The 16,999-nt window shown below is 69.9% G+C and carries 15 protein-coding genes; 7 read left to right on the forward strand and 8 right to left on the reverse strand.

Annotated features, from left to right (window positions below; genetic code table 11):
* Positions 1 to 85 precede the first annotated feature (85 nt).
* The 3 genes from H976_RS0105235 to H976_RS28525 are packed head-to-tail and all read left to right on the forward strand — an operon-like array spanning position 86 to position 3,054.
* Positions 86 to 1,678: a catalase gene (locus tag H976_RS0105235; RefSeq protein WP_051276240.1), complete on the forward strand. Its 1,593-nt coding sequence runs from the start codon at positions 86 to 88 to the stop codon at positions 1,676 to 1,678.
* A gap of 45 nt (positions 1,679 to 1,723) precedes the next feature.
* Positions 1,724 to 2,680, forward strand: coding sequence for an alpha/beta hydrolase (locus H976_RS0105240; RefSeq protein WP_051276242.1), 957 nt, complete (start codon positions 1,724 to 1,726; stop codon positions 2,678 to 2,680).
* A gap of 17 nt (positions 2,681 to 2,697) precedes the next feature.
* The gene (locus H976_RS28525; RefSeq protein WP_051276244.1) at positions 2,698 to 3,054 is read left to right on the forward strand and encodes a hypothetical protein; all 357 of its coding nucleotides are present in this window, start codon (positions 2,698 to 2,700) and stop codon (positions 3,052 to 3,054) included.
* Between the two features lie 65 nt (positions 3,055 to 3,119).
* Here the strand turns inward: H976_RS28525 and H976_RS0105250 are convergent, their stop codons facing one another.
* Genes H976_RS0105250 through H976_RS0105265 form a run of 4 tightly spaced genes read right to left on the reverse strand, consistent with a single transcriptional unit; the run spans position 3,120 to position 6,394 of the window.
* Positions 3,120 to 3,911, reverse strand: a complete 792-nt coding sequence (locus tag H976_RS0105250) for a sulfite exporter TauE/SafE family protein (RefSeq protein WP_027860692.1) — start codon at positions 3,909 to 3,911, stop codon at positions 3,120 to 3,122.
* Entirely contained in the window at positions 3,908 to 5,059 is a 1,152-nt protein-coding gene (locus H976_RS0105255; RefSeq protein WP_027860693.1) for an SPFH domain-containing protein, read from the reverse strand. Before H976_RS0105255 ends, H976_RS0105250 begins: the two co-directional genes overlap by 4 nt.
* A gap of 36 nt (positions 5,060 to 5,095) precedes the next feature.
* Positions 5,096 to 5,557: an NfeD family protein gene (locus H976_RS0105260; protein ID WP_027860694.1), complete on the reverse strand. Its 462-nt coding sequence runs from the start codon at positions 5,555 to 5,557 to the stop codon at positions 5,096 to 5,098.
* A gap of 39 nt (positions 5,558 to 5,596) precedes the next feature.
* A complete protein-coding gene (locus tag H976_RS0105265) occupies positions 5,597 to 6,394 on the reverse strand; it encodes an ABC transporter ATP-binding protein (RefSeq protein WP_027860695.1) in 798 nt (265 codons plus the stop codon).
* A 116-nt stretch (positions 6,395 to 6,510) separates the two neighbouring features.
* On the opposite strand from H976_RS0105265, the gene H976_RS0105270 reads away from it, so the two are divergent.
* Together H976_RS0105270 and serB are read left to right on the forward strand one after the other, a co-directional pair.
* The gene (locus tag H976_RS0105270; RefSeq protein WP_051276246.1) at positions 6,511 to 7,212 is read left to right on the forward strand and encodes a hypothetical protein; all 702 of its coding nucleotides are present in this window, start codon (positions 6,511 to 6,513) and stop codon (positions 7,210 to 7,212) included.
* Positions 7,213 to 7,240: 28 nt separating this feature from the next.
* Complete coding sequence (serB, locus tag H976_RS0105275) at positions 7,241 to 8,467, forward strand: phosphoserine phosphatase SerB (protein WP_027860697.1); 1,227 nt, start codon at positions 7,241 to 7,243, stop codon at positions 8,465 to 8,467.
* 184 nt (positions 8,468 to 8,651) lie between these two features.
* On the opposite strand, the gene H976_RS0105280 is transcribed toward serB, so the two are convergent.
* Complete coding sequence (locus H976_RS0105280; RefSeq protein ID WP_196803969.1) at positions 8,652 to 9,203, reverse strand: histidine phosphatase family protein; 552 nt, start codon at positions 9,201 to 9,203, stop codon at positions 8,652 to 8,654.
* Between the two features lie 34 nt (positions 9,204 to 9,237).
* On the opposite strand from H976_RS0105280, the gene H976_RS0105285 reads away from it, so the two are divergent.
* The gene (locus H976_RS0105285) at positions 9,238 to 10,218 is read left to right on the forward strand and encodes a cyanophycinase (protein ID WP_027860699.1); all 981 of its coding nucleotides are present in this window, start codon (positions 9,238 to 9,240) and stop codon (positions 10,216 to 10,218) included.
* A complete protein-coding gene (cphA, locus tag H976_RS0105290; protein WP_196803970.1) occupies positions 10,215 to 13,043 on the forward strand; it encodes a cyanophycin synthetase in 2,829 nt (942 codons plus the stop codon). Before H976_RS0105285 ends, cphA begins: the two co-directional genes overlap by 4 nt.
* A 3-nt stretch (positions 13,044 to 13,046) precedes the next feature.
* Here the strand turns inward: cphA and H976_RS24630 are convergent, their stop codons facing one another.
* From H976_RS24630 to H976_RS24640, 3 genes are read right to left on the reverse strand one after another with little or no spacing between them, the layout of a single operon-like run.
* Positions 13,047 to 13,859, reverse strand: a complete 813-nt coding sequence (locus H976_RS24630; RefSeq protein WP_081682687.1) for an NYN domain-containing protein — start codon at positions 13,857 to 13,859, stop codon at positions 13,047 to 13,049.
* Positions 13,856 to 15,307, reverse strand: a complete 1,452-nt coding sequence (locus tag H976_RS24635; RefSeq protein WP_051276248.1) for an MFS transporter — start codon at positions 15,305 to 15,307, stop codon at positions 13,856 to 13,858. The genes H976_RS24630 and H976_RS24635 overlap by 4 nt, the downstream gene beginning before the upstream one ends.
* Complete coding sequence (locus H976_RS24640; RefSeq protein WP_036224817.1) at positions 15,288 to 16,997, reverse strand: Mur ligase family protein; 1,710 nt, start codon at positions 16,995 to 16,997, stop codon at positions 15,288 to 15,290. Before H976_RS24640 ends, H976_RS24635 begins: the two co-directional genes overlap by 20 nt.
* Positions 16,998 to 16,999: the final 2 nt, after the last annotated feature.

Consider the following 16,999-nt stretch of genomic DNA (forward strand, 5'->3'; position numbering starts at 1 on the left):
TTCCAGTGTCGGTGGTTGTGTCGGACGGACGTGGGTACGCCCCGAGGGTGCCCACCACGGCACGAACGACTGACGAGGAGTGCGCATGACCGACCTGCCCCAGCCCGACGACGGAACCTCCATCGCGACGGCTCCGTCCTCCGAGGCCTCGATCGGCTCGACGACCGACACCGGCGCTCCGGCGCCCAGCGACCGCAACACCCTGACGATCGGTCCGGACGGGCCGATCCTGCTCCACGACGTGCACTTCCTGAACCAGATGGCGCACTTCAACCGCGAGCGCATCCCGGAGCGCAACGTGCACGCCAAGGGGTCCGGTGCCTTCGGTGAGTTCGAGACGACCGAGGATGTCTCGGCCTACACCAAGGCCGGGCTGTTCCAGCCGGGCGCGAAGACCGAGATGCTGGCCCGCTTCTCGACCGTTGCCGGCGAGCAGGGCTCTCCCGACACCTGGCGTGACCCGCGCGGCTTCGCGCTGAAGTTCTACACCGACGAGGGCAACTACGACCTGGTCGGCAACAACACGCCGATCTTCTTCATCCGCGACACGATGAAGTTCCCGCACTTCATCCGCTCGCAGAAGCGCCGTGGGGGCAACGGCCTGCGCGACAACAACATGCAGTGGGACTTCTGGAGCCTCAACCCGGAGTCGGCCCACCAGGTGACCTACCTGATGGGTGACCGCGGGATCCCGAAGACCTACCGCCACATGAACGGCTACGGCTCGCACACCTACCTCTGGGTCAACGAGGCCGGCGAGAAGCACTGGGTCAAGTACCACTTCCACAGCAACCAGGGCGTCGAGGGCCTCACCGACGAGGACGCGACCCAGATCGCCGGCGAGGACGCCGACTTCCACCGCCGCGACCTCTACGACTCGATCGCCAAGGGCGACTTCCCGAGCTGGACGCTGTCCATCCAGGCGATGCCGTACGCCGACGCGAAGACCTACCGGATCAACCCGTTCGACCTCACCAAGATCTGGCCGCACGGCGACTACCCGCTGATCAAGGTCGGCACGATGACGCTGAACCGCAACCCGGAGAACTTCTTCGCCCAGATCGAGCAGGCGGCGTTCGAGCCGAGCGCGCTCGTGCCCGGCATCGGGTTCAGCCCGGACAAGATGCTGCTCGGCCGCGCCTTCTCCTACTCCGACACCCACCGCCACCGGATCGGTCCGAACTACCTGCAGCTGCCGGTCAACCGGCCGCGCGTCGAGGTGAACACCTACACGCAGGACGGGCCGATGGCCTACGAGCACCGCGGCGACGACCCGGTGTACGCGCCCAACTCGTTCGGCCGCGGCTACGCCGACAACGTGGGTGAGGTCGACCCGGGTTGGGAGACCGACGGCGCCATGGTGCGCCAGGCCTACACGCTGCGCGAGGACGACGACGACTTCTCGCAGGCCGGCACCCTGGTGCGCGAGGTGTGGACCGACGAGCAGCGCGAGGCGTTCGTGAAGACCGTCGCCGGCCACCTGCTCGGCGGGGTCGAGGGAGACGTGCTCGAGCGCGCCTTCCATTACTGGCACCACGTCGACGCCGACTGCGGCAAGAAGATCGAGGAGCTCGTCCGCGAGGGCGCCGACCTCGGGGCACCCGGCGCCCAGCCGGGTGACGCGCAGCAGGAGGCGTCCGACCCGATCGTCGAGCCGGAGACCCACGCGAGCTCCTAGACCCGGCGCACCAGCCACCGGGCTCGGCCATGGCAGGATCGCGCCATGGCCGAGCCCGACGTGTCCGCGGTGACCGATGCCCTGGGTCCGCCGTACACCGCCCAGACGCTGGAGCTGCGGCCCGACGACGAGGGCGAGGTGGTCGCGACCCTGGTCCGGCGGTCGGCCGGCTCGTCGACGAGGAAGGCCGTGCTGCACGTGCACGGGTTCGCCGACTACTTCTTCCAGACCGGCTTCGCGGACTACTGGGTCGACCGGGGCTACGACTTCTTCGCGCTCGACCTGCGCAAGTACGGCCGTTCACTGCGACCGCACCAGACCCCGAACTACGTCGCCGACCTGAGCTCCTACTACGAGGAGCTCGACCTCGCGTACCGCCTGATCGCCGAGGAGCACGACCACGTCGTGTTCTCCGCGCACTCGACGGGCGGGCTCACCGTGCCGCTGTGGCTGCACGACCGGGGTCTGCCCGCTGCCGGGGTCTTCCTGAACGCTCCCTGGATCGACATGCAGGGGGATGCGTTCACCCGGCTGCTGGCCCTGCCGGTCATCCAGCGGCTGGGCGCGATCGACCCGAAGCGACAGATCCCACGCGAGGTGAGCGGGGTCTACGCGCGCAGCCTGCACCGGGACCACATCGGCGAGTGGGAGTTCAACCTCGAATGGAAGCCGCTGGCGTCCTACCCGGTGTACGCCGGCTGGATCCGCGCGATCCGCACCGGCCAGGCCCGGGTCGCCAAGGGGCTGGACATCGACTCGCCACTGCTGATGATCACCTCCGACCGGTCGTCGCTTCCCACGTCGGTCGACGACCCCGACCTCATCCGCACCGACGTGGTGCTCGACGTCGAACGCCTTCGTCGACGCGCCCCGGAGCTCTCCCACCACGTGACGATCGTCCAGGTGCACGGGGCGATCCACGACGTGGTGCTCTCGGCCGAGCCGGCGCGGACCCAGGTGTACGACGAGCTGGGCCGGTGGCTCTCGGCGTACGTCGAGTGAGGCGCTAGCCTCCCGTCATGGATCCCATCACCGGCCTCGCCTATGGCCGCATCAGCGTCGGCGCCCTCTCCTTCCTGTTCCCGTCGCTCACGGCACGGCTCTTCCTGCTCGACCCGAGGTCGAACCCGCAGCTGGGCTACATGGGTCGCATGTTCGGCTCGCGCGAGATCGCCCTCGGTGCGATCACGCTCGCCTCCTCGGGCGAGGCACGTCGCCGGCTCGTCCAGCTCGGCATCGCGGTCGACGGCGCCGACGCCTTCACCGGCCTCGCCACGGCCGCCACCGGCTCGGTCCCCAAGAAGGCCGGCCTCCTCCTCACCGTCGTGGCCGCCGCCGCGGTGGCGACCGGCGTGCTGGAGCTCCAGGACTCCTGAGCTTGCGCCCGTACGTCATACGAAGTGGCCGCTATGGCGACCAACTCGTATGACGCAAGCAGCGGCTAGAAGACGAAGGTGACCACCGCGACGATCCCGACGAGCACGATCACGGCGCGGAGGACGTTCGGGGGGAGGCGTCGGCCGACGGTGGCGCCGAGCTGGCCGCCGATGGTCGAGCCGATGGCGATGATCAGGGCCACCGCCCAGTCGACGTGGCCGCCCTCCAGCCCGGGGATGTGCACGAAGTCCAGGATGATGAACGCGACCGCAGCGATCCCGTTGACGATCAGCGCGAGCACGTTCTTGGTGGCGTTGTGCCGCTGCATCGAGTCGACGACGCCGATGCCCAGGATCGCCATCAGCAGGACGCCCTGGGCGGCGCCGAAGTAGCCGCCGTACACGCCGGCCAGGAGTACGGCGGGCCAGACCCACCACACGCCGTGCTCGGCCACCCCGCCGCGCTCCTCGGCCCGTGCCGCGACCCGGCGTTGGATCCGCGGACCGACGACCACGAGCACGCAGCCGAGCACGATCAGCACCGGCACGATCGCGTCGAATGCCGACGACGGCAGCAGGAGGAGCAGCAGGGCTCCCGCGATGCCGCCGAGCAGCGACGCGCTCCCGAGTCGGATCAGCCGCGTGCGCTGGCCCTCGAGCTCGCGCCGGTAGCCGATGGCGCCGGACAGCGACCCCGGGGCGAGCCCGATCGTGTTCGAGACGTTGGCCGTCACCGGAGGGATGCCGAACGCGAGGAGGGTCGGGAACGTGATCAGCGTTCCCGACCCCACCACGGTGTTGATGGTCCCGGCCGCCATCCCGGCGAACAGGATGGCGACGATCTCCCAGAAGCTCACTGCGCGGGCGGCGCCTCTCCGGTGGAGTCGGTCGGGTCAGTGGCGGGAGGTGTGGCCGGTGGCGGTGGGGTTGCGGCGGGAGCGCCGCCGGCCGTGGAGCGCGCGGCGCCTTCCGCGGCGGCGATCGCCTTTTCGACCTCGGCGTGCGTGTCCGCGAGGACCGAACCGGGATCGGTGCTCCGAGCCGCCTCGGGATTGGTGTCCACCCGCACCCGGGGACCACTCGAGGTCTTGGGGATCCCGGCGACCTCGTGGACCGCGGACCCGAGACCCTCGAGCGCCTTGGTGATCTCGGAGGGCACCACCCACACCTTGTTGGCGGAGCCTTCGGCGATCTTCGGCATCATCTGGAGGTACTGGTAGGCGAGCAGTGCCTGGTCGGGCTGCCCGTCGTGGATGGCCTGGAACACGGTCTGGATGGCCTGCCCCTCACCCTGGGCCTTGAGGATCGCGGCCTCCCGGTTGGCCTGTGCACGCAGGATGAGCGCCTCACGGTCACCCTCGGCCGACAGGATCGCGGCCTGCTTGTTGCCCTCGGCGGTGAGGATGGCGGACTGCCGCTGACCTTCTGCGGTGAGAATCACCGCACGCTTGTCACGATCGGCGCGCATCTGCTTCTCCATCGAGTCCTTGATCGACGGCGGCGGGTCGATGCCCTTGATCTCGACACGTCCGACGCGCACTCCCCATCGACCGGTCGCCTCGTCGAGCACCCCGGACAGCCCGCGGTTGATGTCCTCGCGCGAGGTCAGCGTCTGCTCGAGGTCCATGCCACCGACGATGTTGCGCAGGGTGGTCATGGTGAGCTGCTCGATGGCCGAGATGTAGTTGGCGATCTCGTACGTCGCCGACACCGGATCGGTCACCTGGAAGTAGATGACCGTGTCGATCGAGACGACCAGGTTGTCCTCGGTGATCACCGGCTGTGGCGGGAAGGAGACGACCTGCTCACGCATGTCGATGACGTAGCGGACCCGGTCGACGAACGGGGTGACGACGTTCAACCCTGGCTGCAGGGTCGTCTTGTACTTCCCGAAACGCTCCACGATGCCGGCACGTGCCTGCGGGATGATCCTGATCGTCTTCGCGAGCACGAGGACGACGAAGATCAGGAGCAGTGCGAACACGACCAGTACTGCTGCACCCATCGCGACCCCTCTTCTCTTTCAGTTGTGCTCGAGCCGTCAGGACTCGAGCTTGTGGACGCGCAGCACGTAGGCCGTCGCGCCCTTGATCTGGACCACGTCGACGACCTCGCCGGCCTCGATGCGGTCATCTTCGTCGTAGGGCTCGGCCGTCCACTCCTCGCCGCCGATCTTCACCCGACCCGGCGTGCCGTGGGCCATCTCGCGCAGCACCCTCGCACGCTGCCCGATCAGCGCCTCGGCTCCGGTGCGCAAGGTGGGCCCACTGTGCAGGCGGCGTACGACGTTGGGCCGGATCACGGCCAGCAACGCCACCGCCGTGATCAGTGCGAGCACGATCTGCAGGGCAACCGGCCCGCCGAGAAGCGCGGTGAGGGCGCCGACAACGGCACCGCCGGCCAGCATGATCAGGAAGAGGTCGAGACTGACCAGCTCCAGCGCACCGAAGGCGACGGCCAGCCCGAGCCAGCCGACCCACAGGTGATCGCTGAGCCAGTCCATGTCTCGACCCTATCCAAGAGTTCGCAATTCGAACCGCGATCAGGCGTGCCGACGCGCCAGCCGTCGAGCGCTGTAGCGGCCGTCCTCCTCGTGCAGGGTCAGTCGCATGCCGAAGGTCGCGGACAGCTGCTCGGCGTTCATCACGTGCGGGATCGGCCCGGCGGCCATGACCCGGCCCTCGCGCAGCAGCAACGCGTGCGTGAAGCCGGGCGGGATCTCCTCGACGTGGTGGGAGACGAGGATGGTGGCGGGCGAGTACTCGTCGAGCGCGATCGCCGACAGCGTCGAGACGAGGTCCTCCCGACCGCCGAGGTCGAGCCCGGCCGCCGGCTCGTCGAGGATCAGCAGCTCGGGGTCGGTCATCAGTGCCCGGGCGATCTGGACCCGCTTGCGCTCCCCCTCGCTGAGGGTGCCGAAGGTGCGGTCGAGCAGGGCACCGGCACCGACCTCGCGGAGCAGGGCAGCGGCTCGCTCGTGGTCGAGCTCGTCGTACCGCTCACGCCAGCGGCCGACCACGCCGTACGACGCCGACACCACCACGTCGCGGACGATCTCGTGCCTCGGGATGCGCTCCGCCACCGCGGCACTGGTCCAGCCGATGCGCGGCCGCAGCTCGAAGACGTCGACCGTGCCGACGACCTCGCCGAGGATGCCGACGACTCCGGAGGTGGGGTGGATCTGCGCCGAGCACAGCTGCATGAGCGTCGTCTTGCCGGCGCCGTTGGGGCCGAGGATGACCCACCGCTCGTCCTCCTCGACGGCCCAGTCGACGCCGTCCAGCAGGGTGGCAGTCCCTCGCTTGACGGTGACGTCGGCGAGCTCGAGCACGGCATTCACGACAGGGACCTCAGCGGCACATTCGGGATCAGGTGGAGTCGGACGTCAACCTACCCGGCCGCCTGCGCCGTCCCGCAGCGTGCTCCTCCCTGGCCGTCCGGATCTAGGCTGCCGCTGTGAGCACGCTGCCCATCGCCGCCGTCCTGGCCACCTGGCTGGACGCGTTCCGGTCCGGCGACGTCGGACCGGACGACCTGGCCGACGCCGTCCGGGGCGACGACCCCCGGCACCTGGTCAGTGGCGTCGATGACGATCGCATCCTCGAGCTGCACGAGCTGCCGGCCCTCCTGGACGGCCCGATCTCGCTCGCCCTCCCCGCGCCGGGCGACCTGCTGGGGCTGGGCGGTCCCGAGGAGCTCAACCTCGCCGCGCTGGACGCCGGGCAGGCGGTGGTCGTCGGCAAGGTGGGTCTCGTCCCCGTCGAGGACGCACGCACGATCGTGTGGACCGCGTTCCCCGCAGAGCCGGCCCCGTGGGTCGACGAGCGCGAGACGTCCATCGAGCTGCGAACCACGCTGGCGGAGGTGACCCGCCGGCTGGTCGACCTCGACGTCGCCTCCTGGCAGCCGGACATCCCCGACCTGTTGATGAACCTGCGCCACCGGCCACCACTCCCCCTGCCGCGCGGGTACGACGCACGGCGGATCGAGACCCTGGACCGTGCCCTGCTCTGTCTCGAGGTCGTCGCACTGGCTCGTTCGGGCGAGGGCGGCGCCGTGTCGTCGTACGAGATGCAGCAGCGGGCCGGTGCACTCGGTGAGCTCGACCGGGCGGCGCGGAGGGCTGTCGTCGGAGCCTGCTCGGGTCGCGCGGGCTGAGGAGCTCGAGGCCGGTTAACCTCGTGCCGTGCTGGACGAGAGCGACGGCGAGCAGCCGCGGACCCTGTTGATCACGCTGACCGGCAAGGACCGGCCGGGCGTCACCTCGATGGTCTTCGACACGCTGGCCCGCTTCGGCGTCGAGGTCATGGACATCGAGCAGATCGTGCTGCGCCGCCGGCTGATCCTCGGACTCCTGGTGAGCTCGCCGCGCGACTGGAAGCCGCTGCGTGCCGAGATGGAGCGGGTGGCCACCGAGCTGGGGATGACCCTCGAGCTCGACCGCGGATCCGGCGACAACCGACCCCGCCCCGAGGGACGCAGCCACGTCACCGTGCTGGGTACGCCGCTGAAGGCACCCGCGGTCGCGGCCATCGCCGGCCGGATCGCGGACACCGGGGCGAACATCGACCGCATCGAGCGGATGGCCCGCTACCCGATCACGGCGATCGACCTGCACGTCTCAGGTGTCGACCCCGACAAGCTGCGCGACATCCTGGCCCGCGAGGCCGCCGAGCAGGGCGTGGACATCGCCGTACAGGCCGCGAACCTGCTGCGTCGCGGCATGCGCCTCATCGTGATGGACGTCGACTCGACGCTCATCCAGGGCGAGGTCATCGAGATGCTCGCGGCCCACGCCGGATGTGAGGCCGAGGTCCGCCGCGTCACCGAGAGTGCGATGCGCGGGGAGATCGACTTCACCCAGAGCCTGCACGACCGGGTCGCCCTGCTGGCCGGGCTCGACGAGTCCGCCCTCGACCGGGTGTACGACGACCTCGACCTCGCCCCCGGCGCGCGTACGACGGTGCGCGTGCTCAAGCGGCTCGGCTACCGGTTCGCGATGGTCAGCGGTGGCTTCTCCCAGCTCACCGACCGGCTCGCCGAGGACCTCGGCATCGACTTCTCGGTGGCCAACCAGCTCGAGATCGTCGACGGCAAGCTCACCGGTCGGGTGGTCGGCCCGGTCGTCGACCGGGCGGCCAAGGCCGACGCGCTCCGGACCTTCGCCGAGCGCAGCGGCGTACCCGAGCACGCCACGATCGCGATCGGCGACGGCGCCAACGACCTCGACATGCTCAACGCCGCCGGCCTCGGCATCGCCTTCAACGCCAAGCCGGTCGTCCAGGAGGCGGCGCACGCGTCGGTCAACGTGCCCTACATGGACGCGATCCTCTACCTGCTCGGGATCAGCCGGGAGGAGGTCGTCGCGGCCGACGCCGAAGAGGGCGTCACCACTCCCGAGCCGCCTGTCTGAGGTTGGCTGGTGAGGGCTGTCCGGGCACCCGAACGAGGGTCCTGGTGTGGCAATGACGGCTCGGATCGCGGCGAAGCGGTCAGGATTGGGGATCCGTCGCGAGCTGCGATGACATCGTGGCCCGGGTGATGGCGATCGCCTACGTGGCGGTGTGGGTGGTCGCCTTCGGGATAGGTCAGCGGCGTCATCCCGGCCCGGGGTAGAAGCCGACCAGCCGAGCGCTGGCGGCGTCGAGCTCGGCCCAGGGCACCTGTACGTCGAGCACGGCCATCGCCGAGGTCGGGAAGCCGGCGCTCATCGCGCGAAAGGCTTCGGGGTCGGCGTCGCCGTCGTCGAGCAGGTGGGCCAGCGAGGCCGCGGTCGGGTTGTGCCCGACGTACAGCACCACCTCGGCGTCCTCGGGCGCGGTGCGCAGGATGTCCAGGGCGCTGTCGGGTCCGGCGGTGTAGATGGCGTCGTCGATCACCGGGTCGACCCGGGTCCCAGTGGTCGTCACCAGCATGTCCCAGGTGTCCTGGGTGCGCAGGGCGGAGGACACGAAGGCGTGTGTCGGGACCAGCCCCTCCTCGGCCAGCCACTGGCCGGCACCCTGGACCTCACGAATGCCCCGATCGGTGAGCCGGCGGCGGTGGTCCTCCGGGGCGAACGACTCCGCCTTGCCATGGCGCATGACCACGAGCAGGCGTCGGCGCACCGAGGCAGCACCCGAGGACGAATCGGGCAAAGGTGGGCTCACGTCAGTCAATCTCCCACCCCTTAGGCTTCCTGTCATGCCAATGGGAGCCCACGGTCCAGCCCGGAGCGGTGTCGGCGACCTGCTCGTCATCGGAGGAGCCGAGGACAAGCTCGGGAAGCGCACCGTGCTGGCCGAGTTCGTGAAGCGCGCGGGCGGCCCGGACGCGCGCATCGCCGTGGTCCCGACGGCCTCCTCGCTCGGCCCCGAGATCGTCGACGTCTACGCCGCGCTGTTCCACAAGCTCGGGGCGGCCGAGGTGTACGGCGTCCGGCCCGAGGACCGCAGCCAGGCCTCCTCCCCCGACGTCGTGCGCCAGCTCGACGGAGCCACCGGCATCTTCATGACCGGTGGCAACCAGCTCAAGCTGTCCACGGTCATCGCCGGTACGCCGTTCGGGGACGCCATCGTCGAGGCACGGTCCCGCGGTGCGGTCGTCGGGGGTACGTCGGCCGGGGCGAGCATCCAGTCCTCGCACATGGTCGCCTTCGGACCGGGTGGATCCACCCCCAAGCAGCGGATGACCCAGGTCGCCGCCGGTCTCGGACTCGTGCAGAACTGCGTCATCGACCAGCACTTCGCCCAGCGCAACCGCTACGGCCGGTTGCTGATGATCGTCGCCCAGAGCCCCCAGCTGCTCGGCATGGGCGTCGACGAGGACACCGGAGCCGTCATCTCCTGCGCCGGGGACCGCGAGATGCTGCGCGTGGTGGGCCGCGGATCGGTCACCCTGTTCGACGGCAGCCACATGGTCACCAACGCCCACGAGGCCAGGGAACGTCGTCCGATCCTGGCGTCGGGTGTCGTGCTGCACGTGCTGCCACCGGGTGCGGAGTTCGACCTGACCTCGCGAACCCTGGTCCCGCCGAGGCGCGAGGTGGACCCCGCGGAGGCCGACGAATTGGCCATGGCCAACCGTGATCTGCGCAAGATGGCACGAGACATTGCGGCCGGGGACGTCTCGCCCTCGGTACTGCGCCGCCGCATCGCCCGACGAAGCAGAGGAGCATCGGAGTGACCGACAGCGTCCAGGACAGCCGGGACCCCCGCGCCACCTCGGTGAGCTCGGGAGGCCGCCCGACCGCCGACCTCACGATCATCGAGACGCGGGTCTACCGCGGTGCCAATGTCTGGTCCTACGACAAGGCGATCCACCTGGTGGTCGACCTCGGGGTCCTCGAGGACTTCCCCACCAACACCATCCCGGGCTTCACCGAGCACCTGCTCGAGGCGCTGCCGGGGTTGCGCGAGCACTCCTGCTCACGCGGTCGTCGCGGTGGGTTCGTCGAGCGGCTCAACGAGGGCACCTGGCTCGGCCACGTCGCGGAGCACGTCGCGCTGGCGCTCCAGCAGGTCGTCGGGCACGACATCCGTCGCGGCAAGACGCGCGCTGTCAAGGGCCAGAAGGGTCGCTACAACATCATCTACGGGTACGTCGACGAGCAGGTCGGTCTCGAGGCCGGGCGGCTCGCCGTACGCCTGGTGAACCATCTCGTCGAGGCCGACCCCGACCTCGACTTCGAGCAGGAGCTCGACGACTTCATCCTCCGGGCCCAGCGCACGGCGTTCGGCCCCTCCACGCAGGCGATCATCGACGAAGCCGTCTCGCGCGACATCCCGTGGATCCGGCTCAACAAGCACTCGCTCGTCCAGCTCGGCCAGGGCGTGCACGCCAAGCGGATCCGGGCGACGATGACCTCCGAGACCAGCTCGATCGCGGTCGACATCGCCTCCGACAAGGACCTCACCACCCGCCTGCTCGGAGCGGCCGGCCTCCCGGTGCCCAAGCAGGACTCCGTGCGTACGGCGGAGCAGGCAGCCAGCGTCGCCAAGCGCATCGGCTTCCCGGTCGTCATCAAGCCGCTGGACGGCAACCACGGCCGCGGGGTGTGCCTGGACCTGCAGAGCAAGCAGGACGTGCTCGATGCGTTCCCGATCGCCAAGGAGCAGTCGCGCCGTGGTTGGGTGATCGTCGAGTCGTTCATCACCGGCAAGGACTACCGGTGCCTGATCATCGACGGGAAGATGGCCGCCATCGCGGAGCGGGTGCCGGCCCATGTCATCGGTGACGGCAGCAGCACCGTGCAGGCGCTCGTCGACCTCACCAACGCCGACCCACGACGCGGTGTCGGTCACGAGAAGATCCTGACCCGCATCAAGGTCGACGCAGCCGCCGTCGAGGTGCTCGCCGACCAGGGACACACGCTCGACTCGGTGCCGGCCGAGGGCGAGATGGTCAAGCTCGCACTCACCGGCAACATGTCGACCGGCGGCATCTCGATCGACCGCACCTTCGAGGCCCACCCCGAGAACGCCGAGATCGCCGAGGAGGCGGCCCGGATGGTCGGCCTCGACATCGCCGGCATCGACTTCATCTGCCCCGACATCACCCAGCCGGTCCGTGAGACCGGCGGCGCGATCTGCGAGGTCAACGCCGCGCCCGGCTTCCGGATGCACACCCACCCGACCATCGGTGAGCCGCAGTTCATCTCCAAGCCGGTCGTGGACATGCTCTTCCCACCCGGTGCACCGAGCCGGATCCCGATCGTGGCCGTCACCGGTACCAACGGCAAGACCACCACCAGCCGGATGATCAGCCACATCTTCAAGGGCATGGGACGCAAGGTCGGCATGACCTCCACCGACGGCGTGGTCATCGACGAACGGCTGCTGATCCGGGCCGACGCCTCCGGTCCGCGCAGCGCGCGGATGGTGCTCCAGAACCCCCGTGTCGACTTCGCCGTCTTCGAGGTGGCCCGTGGCGGCATCCTGCGTGAGGGTCTCGGCTACGAGCGCAACGACGTGGCCGTGGTGCTCAACGTGCAGCCCGACCACCTCGGCCTGCGCGGCATCGACACCGTCGAGCAGCTGGCCGACGTCAAGGCGGTCCTGGTCGAGGCGGTCCCCCGCGACGGCCACGCGGTGCTGAACGCCGACGATCCCCTGGTCCGCGAGATGCGACGACGCTGCTCGGGCCAGGTGGTGTGGTTCTCGATGGCCGAGCCCGGCTCCGAGGAGCGCGACATGATCGACGCGCACTGCCGTCGTGGCGGCAAGGCACTGGTGCTCCAGCCGACCGAGCGCGGCGAGATGATCGTCGTACGCCACGGAGCCCGCGACATGCAGCTGGCCTTCACCCACCTGCTGCCGGCGACCTTCTCCGGCCGGGCGCGGATGAACGTGCAGAACTCACTCGCAGCCGCGGCCGCGGCGTTCGCCATCGGGGCGCCGCTGCACGACATCCGCCAGGGACTGCGCACCTTCTCGACCAACTACTACCTCTCCCCCGGCCGCCTCAACGAGATCGAGGTCAACGGGGTCAACGTGATCGTCGACTACTGCCACAACGCACCCGGCATGCGGGCCCTCGGCGACTTCGTGGACCGCATCGGCGACAGCCTCGACTCCGGCAGCGAGCTCGGCAAGCCGTCCCGCATCGGCGTCATCGCTACGGCAGGTGATCGACGCGACGAGGACATGCGCGAGCTGGGCGAGGCAGCGGCGGAGCACTTCGACGTGGTGATCGTGCGCGAGGACGTCAGCCTGCGCCGTCGCAAGCGCGGTGAGACGGCGACGCTGGTCGCCGAGGGCGTACGCCGGGCCATGGACAAGGGCGTGCGGTGCAAGCAGCTCGAGGTGATCCACGACGAGATCGCGGCTGTGCACCACGCGATGAGCCGCGCCAACCGCGGCGACCTGCTCGTGGTCTGCGTCGACCAGCACCCGCTGGTGATGTCGGAGCTGGAGAACTGGTCGCCGATGGCCCAGGCCGGTGCCACCGCAGGCAGCGACGACGCCCCGGTGGCCGACCCGGACTACACGCCGCCCTCGACGGAGGCCTGACCGCTACGACTCGCTGACGGCCTTCCGGGCGGTCTTCCTGGCCGTCTTCTTGGCCGGGGCCTTCTCGGCGGGAGTCTCGGCTCCGGTGCGCCGGCGCTTGAGCCGGACCCAGAGCTGGCCGCGACCGCTCGCGCCGGTGACGGTCTTGGTCTCCAGGAACGGCTGTCCCTTGACCAGGTCACCGAGCTTGGCGAAGCCGTAGTTGCGGGAGTCGAAGGACGGGTCGGTCCGGTTCAGGTGGTTGCCCAGGGCGCCCAGCGAGGTCCAGTCGTCGTCGTCGGAGTCGACCTTGTTCAGCGCCTTGGTGAGCACGCTCTGGATCGGGCGCGGCTGGTCGTCCTTGGACGGTTCGGTCGCCTGGCCGGGCGTTGCACTGTCGCCCTGCAGCACCTCGAGGAACACGAACCTCTCGCACGCCTCGACGAACGCCTTCGGCGTCTTGCGCTGCCCCACGCCGATCACCCGCTTGCCGGACTCGCGCAGCCGCGTCGCCAGCGGCGTGAAGTCACTGTCGCTGGAGACGATCGCGAACCCCTCCACGTTGCCCGAGTAGAGGAGGTCCATCGCATCGATGATCAGCGCCGAGTCGGTCGCGTTCTTGCCCGAGGTGTAGGCGAACTGCTGCTGCGGGGAGATCGCGTTGGCCAGGAGGTGTTCCTTCCAGCCGGAGAGGTGGGTGTTGGTCCAGTCGCCGTACGCACGCTTGACCGTCAGGGTGCCGTAGCCCGCGAGCTCCTCGAACATCTCCTTGATCAGCTTCGGCGAGGTGTTGTCCGCGTCGATCAGGACAGCGAGTCGGCTGTTGTCATCGGTCATGCTCTGTGGCTCTCCTCGATGGGTGGACGTCCAGTCTCCTGCAGCCTGCCCACCTCGTGCAGTCCGAACCAGGACACCACGCCGCCGACGACCAGCATTCCCGCGCAGAGCAGGAGCGCCTGGTGGTAGCCGGACGTCAGGGCCGTGGGGTCGCGGTACTCCTCGCCCGACAGGCCCACGATGGCGGGCAGCGCCGCCACCGAGAGCAGTCCGCCGGCGCGCGCCACCGCGTTGTTGACCCCGCTCGCGACGCCGGCGTGGTTGCCCGGCACCGCGGCGAGGACGGCGACCGTGAGCGGAGAGACCAGCATGACGAGGCCGAGGGAGAACACTTGCACGCCCGGATAGACGCCCGTCCAGTACGACGTGCCCTCGTCCAAGCCGCTGAGCAGCAGCACGCCGACGGCGCACACGATCGGTCCGACCGTCATCGGCAGCCGAGGTCCGATGCGTGCAGCGACGATCGAGGTGCGGGCGGAGAGCAGCAGCATGGTCAGGGGCAGCACCAGGGTGGCGACACCCGCCTGCACCGCGTCGTACCCGAGCGTGACCTGGAGCTGGAGCACCAGGAAGAAGAGGACAGCCCCGAGGGCGCCGTAGACCAGGAGCGTCATCAGGTTGGCGGCGCTGAAGGTGCGGGACCGGAACATCGACAACGGGGCCATCGCACCCGGACGTTCCTCGAAGACGATGAAGGCCCACACCGCGGCCACCACGAGGACGCAGCCGCCGACGATCACGAGCGGGGAGAGCTGCGGCCACGACGTCAGGAGGTACGTCGAGACACCGAACGCCACGATCCCGCTCAGCGCGCCCCTGTAGTCGAAGTGACGCGGGGCGTCCTCGTCCCGCGACTCGGGCAGCCGCGTGCCGAGCAGGAGCACGAGCGCGCACAGCGGCAGGTTGATGGCGAACACCCATCGCCATCCTGCGTGGACGATCAGCAGGCCGCCGATGAACGGGCCGATCGCCACCGCGATGCCGGACATGCCGGCCCAGGTGCCGATCGCCCCCGCGCGGTCCTCCTGCCGGAAGGACGACTGGATGATCGAGAGGGCTCCCGGCGTGAGCAACGCGGCCGCGACCCCCTGGAGGATGCGGAACGCCACCAGCTGCGTCGGTGACTGGGCGAAGGCACAGAGAGCGCTGCACACCGCGAAGCAGGCGACGCCGGTCAGGTAGACGCGCCGCCGGCCGAGGCGGTCGCCGAGCGCACCGCCGACGAGGATGAGCGAGGCCAGGCTGAGCAGGTAGCCGTTGGAGACCCATTGGAGCTGGGCGAGTGACGCCCCGAGGTCGATCCCGATGCGTCGCAGCGCGATGTTCACGATGGTGCCGTCGAGGATGGCGATCCCGGAACCCAGGGTCAGCGTGCCGATGACGACGCGACCGTGAGCGGTGCCTCGCCGGAGGAGCTCGGTGTCGGAGTCAGGCCCGTCCGTCGGCACGTCGTACTTTCTCGCGCAGCTGCTCGGGGGTGTCCGCGATCGCCCCTTGCGCGGCGAGCCAGTCGTAGACCTGCTGCCGCTCGGCGTGGCACATCAGCCCAACCACGTCGCCCGGCTCGGCCTGCTTGAGCAGCGCCTGCAGGGAGTCCAGCTCGGTCGGGTAGGCCTCGATGTCGGTCACGCCGACCCGTTCGGCGCCGGCTCGCAGCAGACCCTCGAGCTCCTCCTGCGTGCGACCCCGGAGGTACTTCTCCTTGTGACCGATGGCCACGACGTCGGCGTCGCGGGCCGCGATCTCACCGAGCATCTCGAGCAGGTCGTCCTGCCGGTCGCCGACGGCCCCGAGACCGAGCAGCAGCCGACGTCCCGGGGCGCGGACCCCGCGCATGATCTCGATCATCGCCTCGAGCCCGGCCTCGTTGTGGGCGAGGTCCATCACCACGGTGACCTCGCCCATCGAGAAGAGGTTCATCCGGCCCGGGTTGTGCTCGGGGTCGGGGCGGAACGAGGTGAGCCCGGCGACGACGTACTGGCGGTCGATGCCGGCAGCCAGCGCGGCCGAGGCCGCCGCGAGCGCGTTCTCGACGTTGAAGCGGGAGAGGCCGCTCAGGGTCATGGGCACGTCGGCGACCTCGACCAGCGCGTCGGCGCGGCTGCCCTCGAGGACGGTGATCCACCCGTCGATGATCGTGGTCGCGCGTCCGTGCCCGTTGAGCACCTCGCGCAGGGCCGGTGAGTCCGAGTCGCGGGAGAAGACCCAGGGACGTGCGGGCGTGGTGAGCCGCATCGCGAAGACGCGGGGATCGTCGGCGTTCAGCACGGCCCACCCGGTCTTCTTGGTGATCCGCGGCACGACTCCCTTGACCTCGGCCAGCTGGTCGACGGTGTCGATCCCCTGCTGGCCGAGGTGGTCGGCGGTCACGTTGGTCACCACCGAGACGTCGTTGCTGACCAGACCGATGCCCTTGAGCAGGATGCCGCCGCGGGCGGTCTCGGTGACCGCGAAGTCGACCTCCCGGTGCGCCAGCACGCGGCCGGCACCTGATGGCCCGGAGTAGTCACCCGACTCGACCTGGACGCCGTCGACGTAGATGCCGTCGGTGTTGGACCAGCCCACGTGGTGGCCGGCCTCGCGCGCGATGTGCGCGATCATCCGCGAGGTCGTGGTCTTGCCGTTGGTGCCGGTGACGGCCACCACGGGGACCCTGGGACGGATCGTGGTCGGCCCGGGGCCCCGCTCGGCGGAGGCGACGTGGCGAGCAGCCTCCTCGACCAGGACGCCGACGTCGGTGCTGCCGAGCCCGTCGATCACGGAGGCGACCGCCTCACCGAGCGCGCGAGCGCGGTTGCGGTCGCGCCAGGGGTAGGCGACGACGATGCGCTCGTGCTGCGACGTCGGCCGGACTCGTACGCCGAGCCGGGCGGTGCCGGACTCCGCGGCCACCTTCCTGACCAGGCGGGTCACCAGCCGGGCGAGCGATCGCTGGCGGAAGCCGCTCATCGGCGCATCGGCGCGCAAGGACCCGATGCCGAGGCGTTCCGCGAGCCGGCGTACCTCTGCTTCGGGGGCCTGCGCCAGAGCGGTCACGTCCAGGGTGAGCTTGATGGCGGCCCGAGGGAAGTACAGGTTCGGTCCCTCGAGGACCCTCAGCTCGACCAGGGCCGCTGGTCGCTCTGACGTCTCCGACATGG

The organism is Marmoricola sp. URHB0036, assembly GCF_000426045.1.
Taxonomy (GTDB): Bacteria; Actinomycetota; Actinomycetes; order Propionibacteriales; family Nocardioidaceae; genus Marmoricola.

What these genes read in the sequence shown, in the direction of transcription:
- H976_RS0105255 (WP_027860693.1), bottom strand. Translation starts at nt 5,059, where the DNA reads ATGGGTGCAGCAGTACTGGTCGTGTTCGCACTGCTCCTGATCTTCGTC.
- H976_RS0105240 (WP_051276242.1), top strand. Translation starts at nt 1,724, where the DNA reads ATGGCCGAGCCCGACGTGTCCGCGGTGACCGATGCCCTGGGTCCGCCG.
- H976_RS0105235 (WP_051276240.1), top strand. Translation starts at nt 86, where the DNA reads ATGACCGACCTGCCCCAGCCCGACGACGGAACCTCCATCGCGACGGCT.
- H976_RS0105260 (WP_027860694.1), bottom strand. Translation starts at nt 5,557, where the DNA reads ATGGACTGGCTCAGCGATCACCTGTGGGTCGGCTGGCTCGGGCTGGCC.
- H976_RS24630 (WP_081682687.1), bottom strand. Translation starts at nt 13,859, where the DNA reads ATGACCGATGACAACAGCCGACTCGCTGTCCTGATCGACGCGGACAAC.
- H976_RS28525 (WP_051276244.1), top strand. Translation starts at nt 2,698, where the DNA reads ATGGATCCCATCACCGGCCTCGCCTATGGCCGCATCAGCGTCGGCGCC.
- H976_RS0105285 (WP_027860699.1), top strand. Translation starts at nt 9,238, where the DNA reads ATGCCAATGGGAGCCCACGGTCCAGCCCGGAGCGGTGTCGGCGACCTG.
- H976_RS24640 (WP_036224817.1), bottom strand. Translation starts at nt 16,997, where the DNA reads ATGTCGGAGACGTCAGAGCGACCAGCGGCCCTGGTCGAGCTGAGGGTC.